General features: G+C 42.1%; 15 protein-coding genes. 1 reads left to right on the top strand and 14 read right to left on the bottom strand.

The genetic code is table 11. The features are described 5' to 3' along the window. Positions 1-342 precede the first annotated feature (342 nt). The 9 genes from ABVJ71_RS13635 to ABVJ71_RS13595 all read right to left on the bottom strand — a co-directional run bounded on the left by ABVJ71_RS13635 (position 343) and on the right by ABVJ71_RS13595 (position 8,360). On the bottom strand, positions 343-1,803 hold the full coding sequence (locus tag ABVJ71_RS13635) for a tetratricopeptide repeat protein (RefSeq protein WP_353854500.1): 1,461 nt from the start codon (positions 1,801-1,803) through the stop codon (positions 343-345). A gap of 127 nt (positions 1,804-1,930) precedes the next feature. Continuing rightward, positions 1,931-2,560, bottom strand: coding sequence for a bifunctional phosphoribosyl-AMP cyclohydrolase/phosphoribosyl-ATP diphosphatase HisIE (gene hisIE / locus ABVJ71_RS13630; RefSeq protein WP_353854499.1), 630 nt, complete (start codon positions 2,558-2,560; stop codon positions 1,931-1,933). Further along, positions 2,557-3,315 carry an imidazole glycerol phosphate synthase subunit HisF gene (hisF, locus tag ABVJ71_RS13625; RefSeq protein ID WP_353854498.1) on the bottom strand — a complete coding sequence of 253 codons (759 nt, stop codon included), beginning with the start codon at positions 3,313-3,315 and terminating at the stop codon, positions 2,557-2,559. Before hisF ends, hisIE begins: the two co-directional genes overlap by 4 nt. Beyond that, complete coding sequence (gene hisA / locus ABVJ71_RS13620; RefSeq protein ID WP_353854497.1) at positions 3,312-4,049, bottom strand: 1-(5-phosphoribosyl)-5-[(5-phosphoribosylamino)methylideneamino]imidazole-4-carboxamide isomerase; 738 nt, start codon at positions 4,047-4,049, stop codon at positions 3,312-3,314. Before hisA ends, hisF begins: the two co-directional genes overlap by 4 nt. Beyond that, a complete protein-coding gene (gene hisH, locus ABVJ71_RS13615; protein ID WP_353854496.1) occupies positions 4,049-4,684 on the bottom strand; it encodes an imidazole glycerol phosphate synthase subunit HisH in 636 nt (211 codons plus the stop codon). Before hisH ends, hisA begins: the two co-directional genes overlap by 1 nt. After that, complete coding sequence (gene hisB / locus ABVJ71_RS13610) at positions 4,684-5,268, bottom strand: imidazoleglycerol-phosphate dehydratase HisB (protein ID WP_353854495.1); 585 nt, start codon at positions 5,266-5,268, stop codon at positions 4,684-4,686. Before hisB ends, hisH begins: the two co-directional genes overlap by 1 nt. Next, positions 5,265-6,554 (bottom strand): histidinol dehydrogenase, encoded by a 1,290-nt coding sequence (gene hisD / locus ABVJ71_RS13605; RefSeq protein WP_353856674.1) that lies wholly within the window; start codon positions 6,552-6,554, stop codon positions 5,265-5,267. The genes hisB and hisD overlap by 4 nt, the downstream gene beginning before the upstream one ends. Continuing rightward, positions 6,554-7,192, bottom strand: a complete 639-nt coding sequence (gene hisG / locus ABVJ71_RS13600) for an ATP phosphoribosyltransferase (protein ID WP_353854494.1) — start codon at positions 7,190-7,192, stop codon at positions 6,554-6,556. Before hisG ends, hisD begins: the two co-directional genes overlap by 1 nt. Further along, positions 7,185-8,360, bottom strand: a complete 1,176-nt coding sequence (locus tag ABVJ71_RS13595; protein WP_353854493.1) for an ATP phosphoribosyltransferase regulatory subunit — start codon at positions 8,358-8,360, stop codon at positions 7,185-7,187. Before ABVJ71_RS13595 ends, hisG begins: the two co-directional genes overlap by 8 nt. A 231-nt stretch (positions 8,361-8,591) precedes the next feature. On the opposite strand from ABVJ71_RS13595, the gene ABVJ71_RS13590 reads away from it, so the two are divergent. Beyond that, the gene (locus tag ABVJ71_RS13590) at positions 8,592-9,380 is read left to right on the top strand and encodes a C39 family peptidase (RefSeq protein ID WP_353854492.1); all 789 of its coding nucleotides are present in this window, start codon (positions 8,592-8,594) and stop codon (positions 9,378-9,380) included. Positions 9,381-9,415: 35 nt separating this feature from the next. Here ABVJ71_RS13590 and ABVJ71_RS13585 read toward each other — a convergent pair whose 3' ends face one another. From ABVJ71_RS13585 to ABVJ71_RS13565, 5 genes are all read right to left on the bottom strand, one after another. Beyond that, entirely contained in the window at positions 9,416-10,057 is a 642-nt protein-coding gene (locus ABVJ71_RS13585) for an NAD(P)-dependent oxidoreductase (protein WP_353854491.1), read from the bottom strand. Positions 10,058-10,149: 92 nt separating this feature from the next. Continuing rightward, positions 10,150-10,578, bottom strand: a complete 429-nt coding sequence (locus ABVJ71_RS13580; RefSeq protein ID WP_353854490.1) for an Rrf2 family transcriptional regulator — start codon at positions 10,576-10,578, stop codon at positions 10,150-10,152. 68 nt (positions 10,579-10,646) lie between these two features. Next, a complete protein-coding gene (locus tag ABVJ71_RS13575; RefSeq protein WP_353854489.1) occupies positions 10,647-11,165 on the bottom strand; it encodes an acyltransferase in 519 nt (172 codons plus the stop codon). Between the two features lies 1 nt (position 11,166). After that, positions 11,167-11,817 carry a pyrophosphatase PpaX gene (ppaX, locus tag ABVJ71_RS13570; protein ID WP_353854488.1) on the bottom strand — a complete coding sequence of 217 codons (651 nt, stop codon included), beginning with the start codon at positions 11,815-11,817 and terminating at the stop codon, positions 11,167-11,169. Further along, positions 11,814-12,758, bottom strand: a complete 945-nt coding sequence (locus ABVJ71_RS13565) for a nucleoside recognition domain-containing protein (RefSeq protein WP_353854487.1) — start codon at positions 12,756-12,758, stop codon at positions 11,814-11,816. Before ABVJ71_RS13565 ends, ppaX begins: the two co-directional genes overlap by 4 nt. Between the last annotated feature and the right edge of the window lie 2 nt (positions 12,759-12,760).

The raw sequence follows: 12,760 nt of genomic DNA, 5'->3' as shown, positions 1-12,760 counted from the left end.
ATTTCCCAAGCGACATAACAAAGCAGCAAATTCTCTGCGACCAATCTGTGCTCACTATGTCTTTCTTTCTGAATTTCAGCAAGATGTTGACCAGATTGTTTCTATCACTAGGTGTTCAATTATGTATAGTAAAATACCTAAATATAAGTCTTTGTTTTTAATCCACGAGATTCATTATACATGACACATCGACAAAATGAGCTAATATTTTTATTACATTTGTGTTTCAAATACATGTCGTGTTTGTCATACTTCGCCAAATCCTTGCAAATCCCACCTTTTTATCCAAGAAAAAAAGCATGACCTTGTCGGCCATGCTTCTGACATATATATCTGTCTACTTTAGTCTATTAAAGTATAAATGATGCTCTCATACTTGGACAGCGTTTGGACGCTGATCTGAAAAGAGGCGGCTACTTCTTTTTTGGTGACATTTGTTTCCTCTTGTTCGTTCATCCATAGATAATAAGAAGCTGCTGCCCATGCAGGAGCATTTCTCTTGTATGCGCCAGAAGCGCACGCCTGCTGAATAATGTGGAATAACCAAAAATATGGCATATAACTGTCAGGCTGCACTGCCTTTTCTAAAGCCGATGCCGCCTGCTTTGCAAAGACTGCATCTTCTGAAAAGGATCGTTTTTCCATTTGATCTTCGTATAGAAGCAGTTCAATGAATTGCTGTTCAAAGACTGTTTTTACTGCGCGGGCATCAAGCATAGATTGTAGAACGTCAAGTTCACCTTTTTGTTTGCTGACATAGTACGCAGTCAATCGTTCCTCGATAGAAACCATTGGCTCGAATTCCTCTGTTTTATCCTGCCACGGCTTAATTTCATCTGCATCAATATCTTCTTCCACCATCTTATCCCAAACCGTTTGTGCCAATGTTTGGTGACCAGTATGGTAAGCTGCATTTGCGAGCCAATACAAGAACGTACTATCTCCCTGGAATCCTGTTTTATACAAAGAGTAGAGCCATTTAAAGGCCCATTCGAATTCTCCGACCAAGGCAAATGTTGCACCAAGTTTATAACGCTGTTCACTTAATATTGGATACACGTGCGTTAATTGCTTGGACAGCACCTTTACCTTTTCTTCTTCTTTTTCATAATGATAGAAGACAAGCAGATTGCAAAGGGCATGCAGATTACCAGGGTTACCATGAAGTACCCGGTTCAACATGTCTTTCGCTTGATGAATTTGTCCAGAATAAAAATAGGCCAATGCAAGATTATTATACGCTGACCAAAATTCTGGGAATTCGACAATCATTTGCTCTAGCATTTCAATGGCTTCTTCAAGCCTGCCGCTTTCTAACAAATGGTTGGCATGATCTTGCTTCATAATCAGGTCATCCTGATCATAAGGAAAATCTTCATCCTCTTCGCCACTCATATCTAGCAAATCGAGCAGCTCATCATTTTCATCCGAAAATTCTCCATCCTCTTCCATAGCCGCATATGCTGTTGCTGACTTATGCGCCTCTTGAAACAAACCGAGATTCGCATAATTATTTGCTTTAAAATAATGACACGCTGTCATGTTTTCATCAACGTGTTCAAGAATGAAATCTAGCAGTTCATTTGATTGTTGATAATGACCCATTTCAGTATAAATCATGGCAAGTTGTGATAGCATCTCCACATTTTCGGGCTCAAGTACAATCGCACGTTGAATCAGCTTACTTGCCCTTGGCAAATTTCTTTCTTTATATGCTTTTAGACCTTTATGAAAAAAGTAATGCCCATCTTGAAATAGCTGGACAACTTGTGTGTGGTGATTTTGAGAAGTGTATTTACTCACCGATACCCTCCATTCGAACAGTGTACCGAGTGTAGTATAACATACTTCACCGGCAGTCACATAGAACAAAAGAAAAGAGAGGGTTGTTTTCTTTTGACAATCAAAAAGCCAGGCAAATCCCTGGCTCTCATTTCCCTTGATGACGCTTTGTCAGTACTTTTAATACATCATCAAGCGGTAATTGCTGTTCACGTAATAAAACAAGAAGGTGATAAAGGAGATCGGCTGTTTCCCATTTAAGTTCTTCCTGATCACGATTCTTCGCTGCAATGATCACCTCTGAAGCTTCTTCTCCGACTTTTTTCAAAATCTTATCTACGCCTTTTTCAAATAGATATGTTGTATACGCACCTTCCGGCATCTCTGCCTGACGCGTGGCAATGACCTGTTCAAGTTCATTTAAAATAGCAAAACGGTCTTTTCCTTGACTTTGAGGCTTCACGCCTTCATCCGAGAAGCAACTGTAACTGCCTGTATGGCACGCTGGACCGCTTGGTTCGACCAGCACAAGCAGGGCATCCTTGTCACAGTCATAACGAATGGATTTCACCTTTTGGGTGTGTCCGGACGTCTCTCCTTTGTGCCACAGCTCGTTTCTCGAACGGCTAAAGAACCATGTCTCTCCTGTTTCCAGTGTTTTTTCATAGGATTCTTGATTCATATAAGCAAGCGTCAATACTTCCTTACTTTGTGCATCCTGTACAATTGCAGGAATCAAGCCTGACTCGTTAAATGTTAAATCGTTTGCCTTCTTCATCTCACCTTCACCCCATGTTCTCTCAAGTATGCCTTGACCTCTTGAATCGATGTTTCTTTGTAGTGGAAAATAGAGGCTGCCAGTGCTGCATCAGCTTCTCCTTTTGTAAATGCTTCAAGCATATGCTCCGCATTGCCAGCACCACCTGACGCAATCACTGGAACTGTCACGGCTTCAGAAACAAGTTTTGTCAGGCGGTGGTCAAATCCTTTTTTCTCACCATCAGCATCCATACTTGTCAGTAAAATTTCACCTGCACCTCTTAAAACCGCTTTTTTCGCCCATTCGCTTACTTCCATATCCGTTTTCCGGCGTCCTCCGTGGGTATACACCACATAGGCTTCAGCCTCTTCATCATATTTGGCATCAATGGCCACAACGATGCATTGTGAGCCAAAAAAGTCTGCTCCCTCTGAAATCAACTCTGGTCTTAAAACAGCAGCAGTGTTCAAAGACACCTTATCCGCACCAGCTCTCAATATACGCTTCATATCATCAAGGTGGTTAATACCGCCGCCAACAGTAAATGGAATGGCGAGTGTAGACGCTACTTGTTTGACCACATCAACCATCGTTTTCCTGCCTTCATGAGAGGCTGATATATCGAGAAAGACTAGTTCATCTGCGCCTTCCTTGTCATAAATTTGCGCCAATTCTACCGGATCTCCAGCATCTTTTAAGCCAAGGAATTGAATGCCCTTGACGACTCGTCCTTCCTTCACATCGAGGCATGGAATGATTCGTTTTGTCATCATATGCTGCTCAGCCCTTCAAATGCTTCTGCTAAAGTAAATTGCTTTGTGTAAAGCGCCTTGCCAATAATGGCCCCTGATACACCTAAACGGCTTTGCTTCGAAAGCTGTCTGAGATCAGCTACAGCACTGACACCACCAGAGGCGATCACTTGTTTGCCAGTGGCTTCTGCTAATCGAACAGTACTTTCTACATTGGGACCTGATAGCATACCGTCCATTTGAATATCGGTAAAAATAAATACTTCTGCCCCTTCTTTTGCCAGCTCTTTGCCTAGTTCTTCTGCCTTGACCTCTGAGGTTTCAAGCCATCCTTCTGTCGATACAAAGCCATCTCGTGCATCAATACCGATTGCTATTTTCTCCCCATATTTAGCGAGCATTTTTTTCACAAAAACAGGATTGGATACGGCTGAACTGCCAAGGATGACTCTAGATACACCGTTGCTTAAATAAAAATCGACATCTTCTTCAGTCCGTATGCCGCCGCCGATTTGCACGTGCACATCTAAGGAGGAAGCAATCGCAAGCACATGATCGTGATTGACTCGTTTACCCGCTTTTGCACCATCTAGATCAACTAGATGAATCCACTTAGCTCCTTCATTCACAAAAAGTGTAGCCATTTCTAGGGGTGAATCTCCATAAATGGTTTCTTGATCATAGTCTCCCTGAACGAGCCGTACACATTTCCCGTCTCTCATATCAATCGCTGGATATAAGATAAATTCACTCATTAATTCACCCTCTGTTCATTTACTAATTGAATAAACTGTTTTAACAATGCCATGCCAGTCGTACTGCTTTTTTCAGGGTGGAACTGCGCACCAAACACATTTCCCTTTCCAACAATAGCTGGAACTTGCACACCATATGTGGCACTTGCCAATTGCTCATCCGGATTCATTTCACTGACATAATAGGAGTGAACAAAGTAGGCATAACCTTCCGGAACACCATCAAACAACGGGGATGGTTGATGAAACGTAAGCTGATTCCATCCCATATGAGGAACCTTTAACCTTTGTCCGTTCTGATCACGATCTTTCAGCAGAGTGACACGTCCTTTTAACAGACCTAATCCTTTCGTCATTCCTGCCTCTTCACTTTCTTCAAACAGAAGCTGCATGCCAAGACAAATACCGAATAACAGTTTTCCTTCCTGAACGACTTGGTGGATAAATGACTCAAGCCCTGTCTGCTTCAATAGTTGCATCGCATCTCGAAATGAACCAACACCAGGCAATATATAAGCATCTGCCTTTTCTAATTCTTCAACTTCGGACGACACGATATAAGGTGCGCCTGCTCGTTCGAGTGCTTTTGATACGCTAAACAAATTTCCCATACCATAGTCAATGACGCCAATCATTAAAGCAACCCCTTTGTTGAAGGAATCCCTTTCACACGTGGATCAATCGTTGTTGCCTCATCAAGAGCACGTGCCATCGCTTTAAAAATTGCTTCAATGATGTGGTGTGTATTGGTTCCATAATGGACAATCACATGAAGGTTGATTCGAGCTTCAAGCGCAAATTTCCAAAGAAACTCATGAACAAGCTCCGTATCAAAGGTACCGACTTTTTGACTTGGAAACGAAGCTTTCATTTCCAAATGAGGGCGATTACTTAAATCGACAACCACTTGTGCAAGGGTTTCATCCATCGGAACAAAGCTAGACCCGTACCGTTTGATTCCTTTTTTATCACCAAGTGCTTCCTTAAACATTTGTCCAAGCACAATGCCGATGTCTTCCGTTGTGTGGTGATCGTCTACTTCTGTATCTCCCTTGGCATCCACTGTTAAATTAAAGTGGCCGTGTTTTGTAAATAAATCAAGCATGTGCGTCAGAAAAGGAACATCCGTTTGAATATCAGCTTTTCCCTCTCCATCAATATCTAGCGCTAACGAAATGTTTGTTTCATTTGTTTTTCTAGCTGTTTGTGCCTGTCTCATTTTGATTCCTCCCGCTTTCTCGCTTCAATCGACCTTGCATGAGCCTCAAGCCCTTCTAATCTTGCAAAAGCAGCAATGCTTTTACTATGTGTCTCAAAGGCTTCCTGGCTATATGAAATAATGCTCGTTTTCTTTTGAAAATCTGTGACGCCAAGCGGACTAGAGAATCTGGCTGTTCCATTTGTTGGCAGTACATGATTCGGACCAGCAAAATAATCACCAACCGCCTCGGGGCTATAGCGACCTAAAAAAATTGCTCCTGCATGTTTTATTTGGCTAAGAAGCTTTTCTGGATACGCCGTCAGCACCTCTAAATGTTCTGGTGCTAATTGATTGACCACTTCTACCGCACTGTCCAAAGAATCCGTCACGTAAATATGACCATGATTTTGAATGGATTGTGCTGCGATAGACTTCCTTGGCAAAGTATCTAGCTGTGATTGAACCTCAGCCTGCACTTTCTGAGCAAGTGTCACAGATGGTGTGACAAGGATACTGGATGCTAACGCATCATGCTCCGCTTGCGAAAGTAAATCGGCTGCCACTTCATGAGCAAGTGCCGTTTCATCTGCTAGGACAGCAATTTCACTTGGACCGGCAATCATATCAATATCGACTTGTCCAAATACTTCCCGCTTCGCAAGTGCCACATAAATGTTACCTGGACCAGTAATTTTATCGACAGGCTGAATGTTTTCAGTTCCATATGCAAGTGCCGCAATCGCCTGAGCACCGCCCATTTTATATACTTCTGAAACCCCCAGCTCCTGCGTTGCAACAAGCACCGCATCAGAAAGACGGCCATCTTTCCCTGGTGGTGTGACAAGTACAATTCGTTCAACACCCGCCACAAGTGCAGGAATGACATTCATTAACACGGAAGATGGATAAGCAGCCGTTCCACCCGGTACATAGACACCGACAGCATCAAGCGGCGTCACCTTTTGACCAAGCATCGTCCCATCCTGCTGGTGGTAAAACCAAGAAGAAGACAGTTGGCGCTCATGGTATGTTTGAATATTGCGAATGGCTGTTTGGATCATCTGTATCACCGCTCGGTCTATGCGTTCATAAGCCTCTGCTATTTCATCCGCAGTGACAAGCGGACTATCAAGGGCAATGCCATCAAATTGTTTTGTAAAAGAACGAACGGCCTCGTCCCCGTTTGCTCTGACTTCTTGAATAATGTGCTGAACAGCCAGTCGTTGTTCTTCTGTTCCAGTATCTAAAGAACGCTTGAGTGAGAGAGTATCTTTCTCATGTTCTTGTATATAAGTCATGTTCATCATGATTTCTCTCCTTCAATAATTATTGCAAGGCGCTGGGCCATTTCATCGATTACAGCATCCTTCATACGGTAACTAACGGGATTGACAATCAAACGAGACGTAATCTCACAAATATGCTCGGTTTCCACAAGTCCGTTTTCTTTTAACGTTTGACCAGTGGACACAATGTCCACAATACGATCAGCGAGACCGATGAGCGGTGCCAGTTCAATAGAGCCGTTTAGCTTAATGATCTCCACTTGCTCACCCTGTTCTCTGAAATAGGAAGAGGCTACATTTGGATATTTTGTTGCCACACGGGGTGCAACACTTCCCCATTCAGCTCCTGGCAATCCAGCAACTGCTAAATGGCATTTGCTAATGTTTAAATCAAGTACCTCATATACATCACGGGCTTCCTCAAGCATGACATCTTTCCCTGCAATGCCGACATCCGCTACACCGTGCTCTACATACGTGGTGACATCCATTGGTTTGGCTAAAATAAAGCGAAGGTTTTCTTCCGGTACATCAATAATCAATTTTCTCGAATCTTCAAATTCCTCGGGCAGTTGATAGCCTGCCTGCCTTAACAACCCTGCTGCTTCTTCAAATATTCGGCCCTTTGGCATTGCCATCGTCAACACTTTACCCATTTTGCTCTTCCTTTCTAGCCCCAATAAAATAAGTCACTCGCTCAAACGACTTGGTCATCTCATCAATATTTTCAATACCTGCTAAATCTTGCAGGACAATTTTCTTGCCATTTGTTCGTTCTTTTTCAGCAAATGCAAAGGCTTCAAGTCTTTGTTCTTTACTAAATATCACAGCCTCCTGGGGTTCATTGATTTCTTTTGCATCTAGTGCTTCAAGAAGGCGGTCTAACCGAAGACCAAAACCTGTAGCTGGCGCTGGTGCATGAAAACGAGCAAGCAATTGATCATATCTTCCACCACTTCCTATGAATGAACCAACATTATCTGCAAATACTTCAAACAAAATTCCGGTATAGTAACTCATATGACTCACCATGCTTAAATCCAAACGGATATATTCGGTACAGCCATAATCTTCAAGTGTCTCCCAAAGCGACTTTAATTCAGTGAGTACTTCTTTTCCCTCATTAGAGACAACGATCTCCTCTGCCTTTTCTGTGACTTCCTTGCCACCACGCAAATCCAAGAGCTGTAATAATCTCGTTTTGTCGATAGATGATAGTGGTAATTGTTTCACATGCTGCCTGTATCCTACATAATTTTTTTCATATAAGAAACGGCGCAGTACATTCGCTCTTTCCGTATTTCCTAGCACTTCTATAAATAAAGCCTCCGCTAAAGCGACATGACCGATGGCAATTTTAAAGGAATGAAGCCCTGTATTTTTTAAAGCAAAAACGACAAGGGCAATCACCTCGGCATCTGCACTAATCGAAGCGTCACCAATCAATTCAATCCCGACCTGTTCAAACTCAGACGGCCTTCCGCCTTCTCTTTCCTGCGCACGGAACACATTTGCTGCATAACCAACACGAAGCGGATACGCCTGCTCATGAAGCTTTGAAGCGGCAACTCTCGCAATCGGACCTGTCATATCAGGTCTAAGCACAAGTGTATGACCGTTTTGATCAAGAAGTTTAAATAGCTGTGTATCTGTAATCGCCGATTGAACACCGACTGTATCGTAAAACTCAAGTGTTGGCGTCTCCATAAAACGATAACCCCAACCATTCATCACCTCTGTTAATGAACGTCTCACTTTTTTCTTAGTTTCATACAACCCTGGCAATGAATCCCGCATACCATATGGTTTTTCAAACATAAACATGTACTTTTGCACCTCCAGCACACTAAAACAAAAAATTCCGAATCCTTTAGTTCGCTAATATGATAATATGCTAACAAAATAAAGTGATTAAATCAATCATTTTTATTTCTTCCCATTTTCATTTAAATTTCGTTTAAATATTACATTCAAATGACACCTGTCACTTTTATACGTGTTCTTTGGAGGAACATGCTATAATACATAAAAAATCGAATAACACAGGAGATTACAGTGAAGTTCATCCAGACATTTACCTTAACTTTGTTGTGCGCATGTCTTGTTTATTTAGGGTTTATTTACTTTTCACAAACGGACCAAGTAAAGAAAACAGCTTCGCCAGGTGAAGTAGGCAAAAAAAACGATACAGCGCTGTCAGCAGACGAAACATCGTCAACGAAAAAAAAGAATTCATCACACAAATCATTAAAAGGAAGTAAAAAAGCCATGGATGTCATCCTCTACAATCAAATGGATGATCCACAGCTTTATAACGGGTGCGAGGTCACTAGTTTAGCTATGCTTCTTCATTACAGCGGTTATAAACAAGTGACAAAAAACAGATTAGCTAATGAGATAGAGCGCGTCCCACTTAATTATGAGAATGGATTAAAAGGAGACCCTCATGAAGGGTTTGTTGGCGATATGGAAAACGGACCAGGCCTTGGCGTTTACCACGAACCAATTTATCAACTTGCCAAAAAATATGCAGGTCGTCAAGCTGTCGACTTAACTGGAAAGTCAGTGAAAAAGGCCATTTATCAACCACTTGAAAAAGGCTACCCTGTATGGGTCATTACGACATCAACATTTCAAGAAACAGACAACATGGAAACATGGAACACACCTAATGGAAAAATAGATGTAAGCTTTAATATGCATAGCGTTGTCATCACAGGTTACGATGACGAACACATCTATCTCAACAATCCTTATGGACAAAAGAACCAGCAAGTCGATCGTGATCAGTTCGAGGCTTCTTGGAAGCAGATGGGGAGCCAAGCGATTATCATTCAAGCATAAACCCCCGATTCGACGAAGCGGGGGTTTATATATTCTTATTCTGCTTCAGATACGACGGTGAAACGTTCTCCAATATGTTCCGCTTGTTCAATTTCATCGACAAGCGCAATCGCATAATCTGCATAACTGACATAGCTGTCACCTTTTGAATTCACAATGAGGTGATCTTTTCCTTTTACATAGGCACCAGTGCGTTTACCTTCTGCGTCAAAGAATGCAGCCGGACTAAGAAATGTCCATTTTAATCCTTCAGTCTTTTGCAGATCTTTTAGATTTTCTCCTTGCTGTGAAGCAGTTGCGAAGTATTCTTTTGGAAACTCTGGTGTGTCAACAAGTCTAGTTGTTTTGGCTTCGTCTACAAATAGACTGCCTGCCCCGCCCACAACGATCAAACGCGTTTCCGGTGCATTCTTCAGTAAGTCGATTAATTTTTTTCCAGCTTCCACGTGCAAATGCTCTTGTCCAGCAGGCGCACCAAACGCATTTACGATAACATCAAAACCTTTGACATCTTCCACCTGCAGGTTGAATATATCCTTCTCTAAAACCGGTACAGATCCATCTGTCACCTTTTGGGCATTACGAACGATAGCTGTTACTTCATGCCCTCTTGATTTAGCTTCTTTTAAGATTTCTTGTCCTGCTTTACCTGTTGCGCCAATGATACCAATTTTCATTTTATTACCTCCTGAATTATGGGTATATTTCCTTTTCTAACAAAAAAGTGTAACAAAGATGGTTACAACAGAGGTAAAAAAAATTGAATACGTCATCCAATTTTTTTTATTAAAACCTGCGTCAGTTCACTTAATTTGATCTCAGCAAGCACTTGCTCCATCGCATTTTGGGCACGGCACAAAATGATTTCTAGGACCGCTTGAATGTTTGCACCGATAGGGCAGTCAGGATTTGGGCTTTCGTGGAATTGAAATAATTCTCCCTCATCTACCACTTCTACCGCTTTATACACATCAAGCAGTGTCATTTCGTCTTCACTGCGGTTCAACTGAGAACCACCTTTGCCAAGACTTGTTGAAATTAAGCCTGCTTTTTTTAATTTACTCATAATACGGCGAATGACCACTGGATTAGTATTTACACTTCCCGCAATATCCTCCGACGTCTGTAATGATCCTTTTTCAAGTGATAGCAAGGCCAGAATATGGACAGCGACAGTAAATCTGCTGCTGATTTTCATGTTTTCTCACCTCTGTTGTAATCATTATAGTTACATCTCATCAGAATGTCAACAAAAAATCTGCCGAGCTACTCAGCAGACGTAGGTTGACGCGCTTCCATCTCTTCTTTTGTATAAATAATGCGCATTGGATTCCCCCCCACAAAAGAACCTGTGGGGACATCCTTATGAACAAGTGTACCTGCTGACACAATGGCACCATCACCGATTGTCACTCCTGGCAATATTGTTGAATTTGCCCCAATCATCACTTCATTTCCAATATAAACTTCCCCGAGCCTGTACTCTTTAATCAAATACTCATGGGTTAAAATCGTCGTATTATATCCGATCACACAATTTCGACCGACACTGATTTTTTCAGGAAACATAATATCTACCATGACCATTAAAGCAAACGCTGTATCCTCCCCGACCTTCATGCGAAGGAATATCCGATAAATCCAGTTTTTCAATCCCATCCAAGGCATGTACCGTGCAATTTGAATAAAGATAAAATTTTTCATGACCTTGATAAAGGGGACCGTGCGATAGACTTGTCTAAGGGAATTGACCCCTTTTACTGGAAAACGGTCCGTTTTTCTCAAATTAATCAGCTCCAACAATCGCCAGCAGATCACTCATTTGTTTTAACATAAAATCTGGGCGATATTTTAAAAGGGCCTCTTCTCCCTTAATCGACCAAGACACACCTGCAGTTTTTGTCCCTGCCGCTTGACCAGATAAAATATCATGATAATTATCGCCAACCATCACCGCTTCCTGCGGATCACTGCCAAGCTTCGATAGCGCCAGCAGTACCGGTTCCGGATGCGGCTTCTCATTCACTACATCATCAAGTGTCACAATGACTTCAAAGAATGGCTCTAAACCCGTCAGCTTCAATCCCATTTGGACAGTATCACGAATTTTAGTTGTGACAATCCCAAGTTTAAATCCTTGATCCTGCAATACTTTCAATGTATCTAAAACAGTCTCATACTCAGACACGAGCAAATCATGCTGTTCATGATTAAAAGTGCGATACATCTGAATCATGTCATCAGCGAGTTCCGGGTCCATAGCGGAGAATGTATCATACAACGAAGGACCAATGAACTGAAGAATATCATTACGGCTATATTGCCCAGGATAATAATGATCCAACGTATGCTGAAATGAGGCGATAATTAATTCATTTGTATTAATTAATGTACCATCTAAATCAAAAAGTACTGTATTGATCGTTGATTCGTTCATATTGCTTCCTTTCTAACAGCTGCGTGTTCCCACTTCCGCCAAATAAAACTAATGGCAGCTGTCAATAAAATGGCAGAGATAAGGCGAATGAAAAGGAGTGGCCACACTGGAATTCCAAGTGGTATAAAAACTAGCGTATCTTCAACCACTGCATGACAGGTGACAAGGAAGATGAAGGCAAGGGTTAAATCTTTTTTGCTGACACCGTCCTCTTCGACTGCTTTCATCATCACACCTGCACCGTACGCCAGACCAATTGTCAGACCGGCTACCATGGTCATGGACGTATTCTCCTTCATCCCAAGCATTTTCGTAAAAGGAGATAACCATCTTGACAACGCATATAGCCACCCCATGTCTCTCATCAATTGTATGATCACCATAAGCGGAATGACAATACAAGCAAGCTGCAGTACACCGAGAACGGCTTTCTGTAAGGCAAGAAGAAGAATCATGTACCAGCTTGAAGGCACATCAGCCGTTTGGGTTGCTGCAAGCAAACCATACTGCGCCGTTTCTTGTCCCCCCTGCCAAACGAGATGAATCACGATAGCTGAAACAGCTGCAAGACTGATTCTCACTAACAAGATAACAGACACCCTCAGCCCTACTTTTGCGGCCACTGTCGATTCAATCATTAAATTATGGCAGAAGGATAGCATCACTGCCAGAATGAATACCTCTTTGACAGGTAGCTCTAACGTTAAAATAGCAGCGATCCCAGCATACAAGTTCAGCATATTCCCTAATACAAGCGGAACCGCCGCTTCCCCTGACAGACCAAACAATCCCATAAACGGTCTAATGAATTGTATGATCCAATCCATCACAGGTGTATGTTGCAAAATGCTGACGAGAATGGTGACCGGAAAAATAACTTTTCCAAGTGTCCATGTCGTCGATAATCCTGCTTTCAAGCCATTTTTCCAAGTTTCCCCCATCT

It is taken from the genome of Bacillus sp. Bos-x628 (assembly GCF_040500475.1).
Taxonomy (GTDB): Bacteria; Bacillota; Bacilli; order Bacillales; family Bacillaceae; genus Bacillus; species Bacillus maqinnsis.
The sequence above is the reverse complement of the archived record's forward strand: the minus strand, read 5'-3'. Positions and strand labels throughout refer to the sequence as shown.

Excerpts from the sequence above, each read along its gene's own strand:
- hisIE (WP_353854499.1), bottom strand. The coding sequence starts at position 2,560 with ATGAAGAAGGCAAACGATTTAACATTTAACGAGTCAGGCTTGATTCCT.
- hisF (WP_353854498.1), bottom strand. The coding sequence starts at position 3,315 with ATGATGACAAAACGAATCATTCCATGCCTCGATGTGAAGGAAGGACGA.
- hisA (WP_353854497.1), bottom strand. The coding sequence starts at position 4,049 with ATGAGTGAATTTATCTTATATCCAGCGATTGATATGAGAGACGGGAAA.
- hisH (WP_353854496.1), bottom strand. The coding sequence starts at position 4,684 with ATGATTGGCGTCATTGACTATGGTATGGGAAATTTGTTTAGCGTATCA.
- hisB (WP_353854495.1), bottom strand. The coding sequence starts at position 5,268 with ATGAGACAGGCACAAACAGCTAGAAAAACAAATGAAACAAACATTTCG.
- hisD (WP_353856674.1), bottom strand. The coding sequence starts at position 6,554 with ATGAACATGACTTATATACAAGAACATGAGAAAGATACTCTCTCACTC.
- hisG (WP_353854494.1), bottom strand. The coding sequence starts at position 7,192 with ATGGGTAAAGTGTTGACGATGGCAATGCCAAAGGGCCGAATATTTGAA.
- ABVJ71_RS13595 (WP_353854493.1), bottom strand. The coding sequence starts at position 8,360 with ATGTTTATGTTTGAAAAACCATATGGTATGCGGGATTCATTGCCAGGG.
- ABVJ71_RS13585 (WP_353854491.1), bottom strand. The coding sequence starts at position 10,057 with ATGAAAATTGGTATCATTGGCGCAACAGGTAAAGCAGGACAAGAAATC.
- ABVJ71_RS13580 (WP_353854490.1), bottom strand. The coding sequence starts at position 10,578 with ATGAAAATCAGCAGCAGATTTACTGTCGCTGTCCATATTCTGGCCTTG.
- ppaX (WP_353854488.1), bottom strand. The coding sequence starts at position 11,817 with ATGAACGAATCAACGATCAATACAGTACTTTTTGATTTAGATGGTACA.
- ABVJ71_RS13565 (WP_353854487.1), bottom strand. The coding sequence starts at position 12,758 with ATGGGGGAAACTTGGAAAAATGGCTTGAAAGCAGGATTATCGACGACA.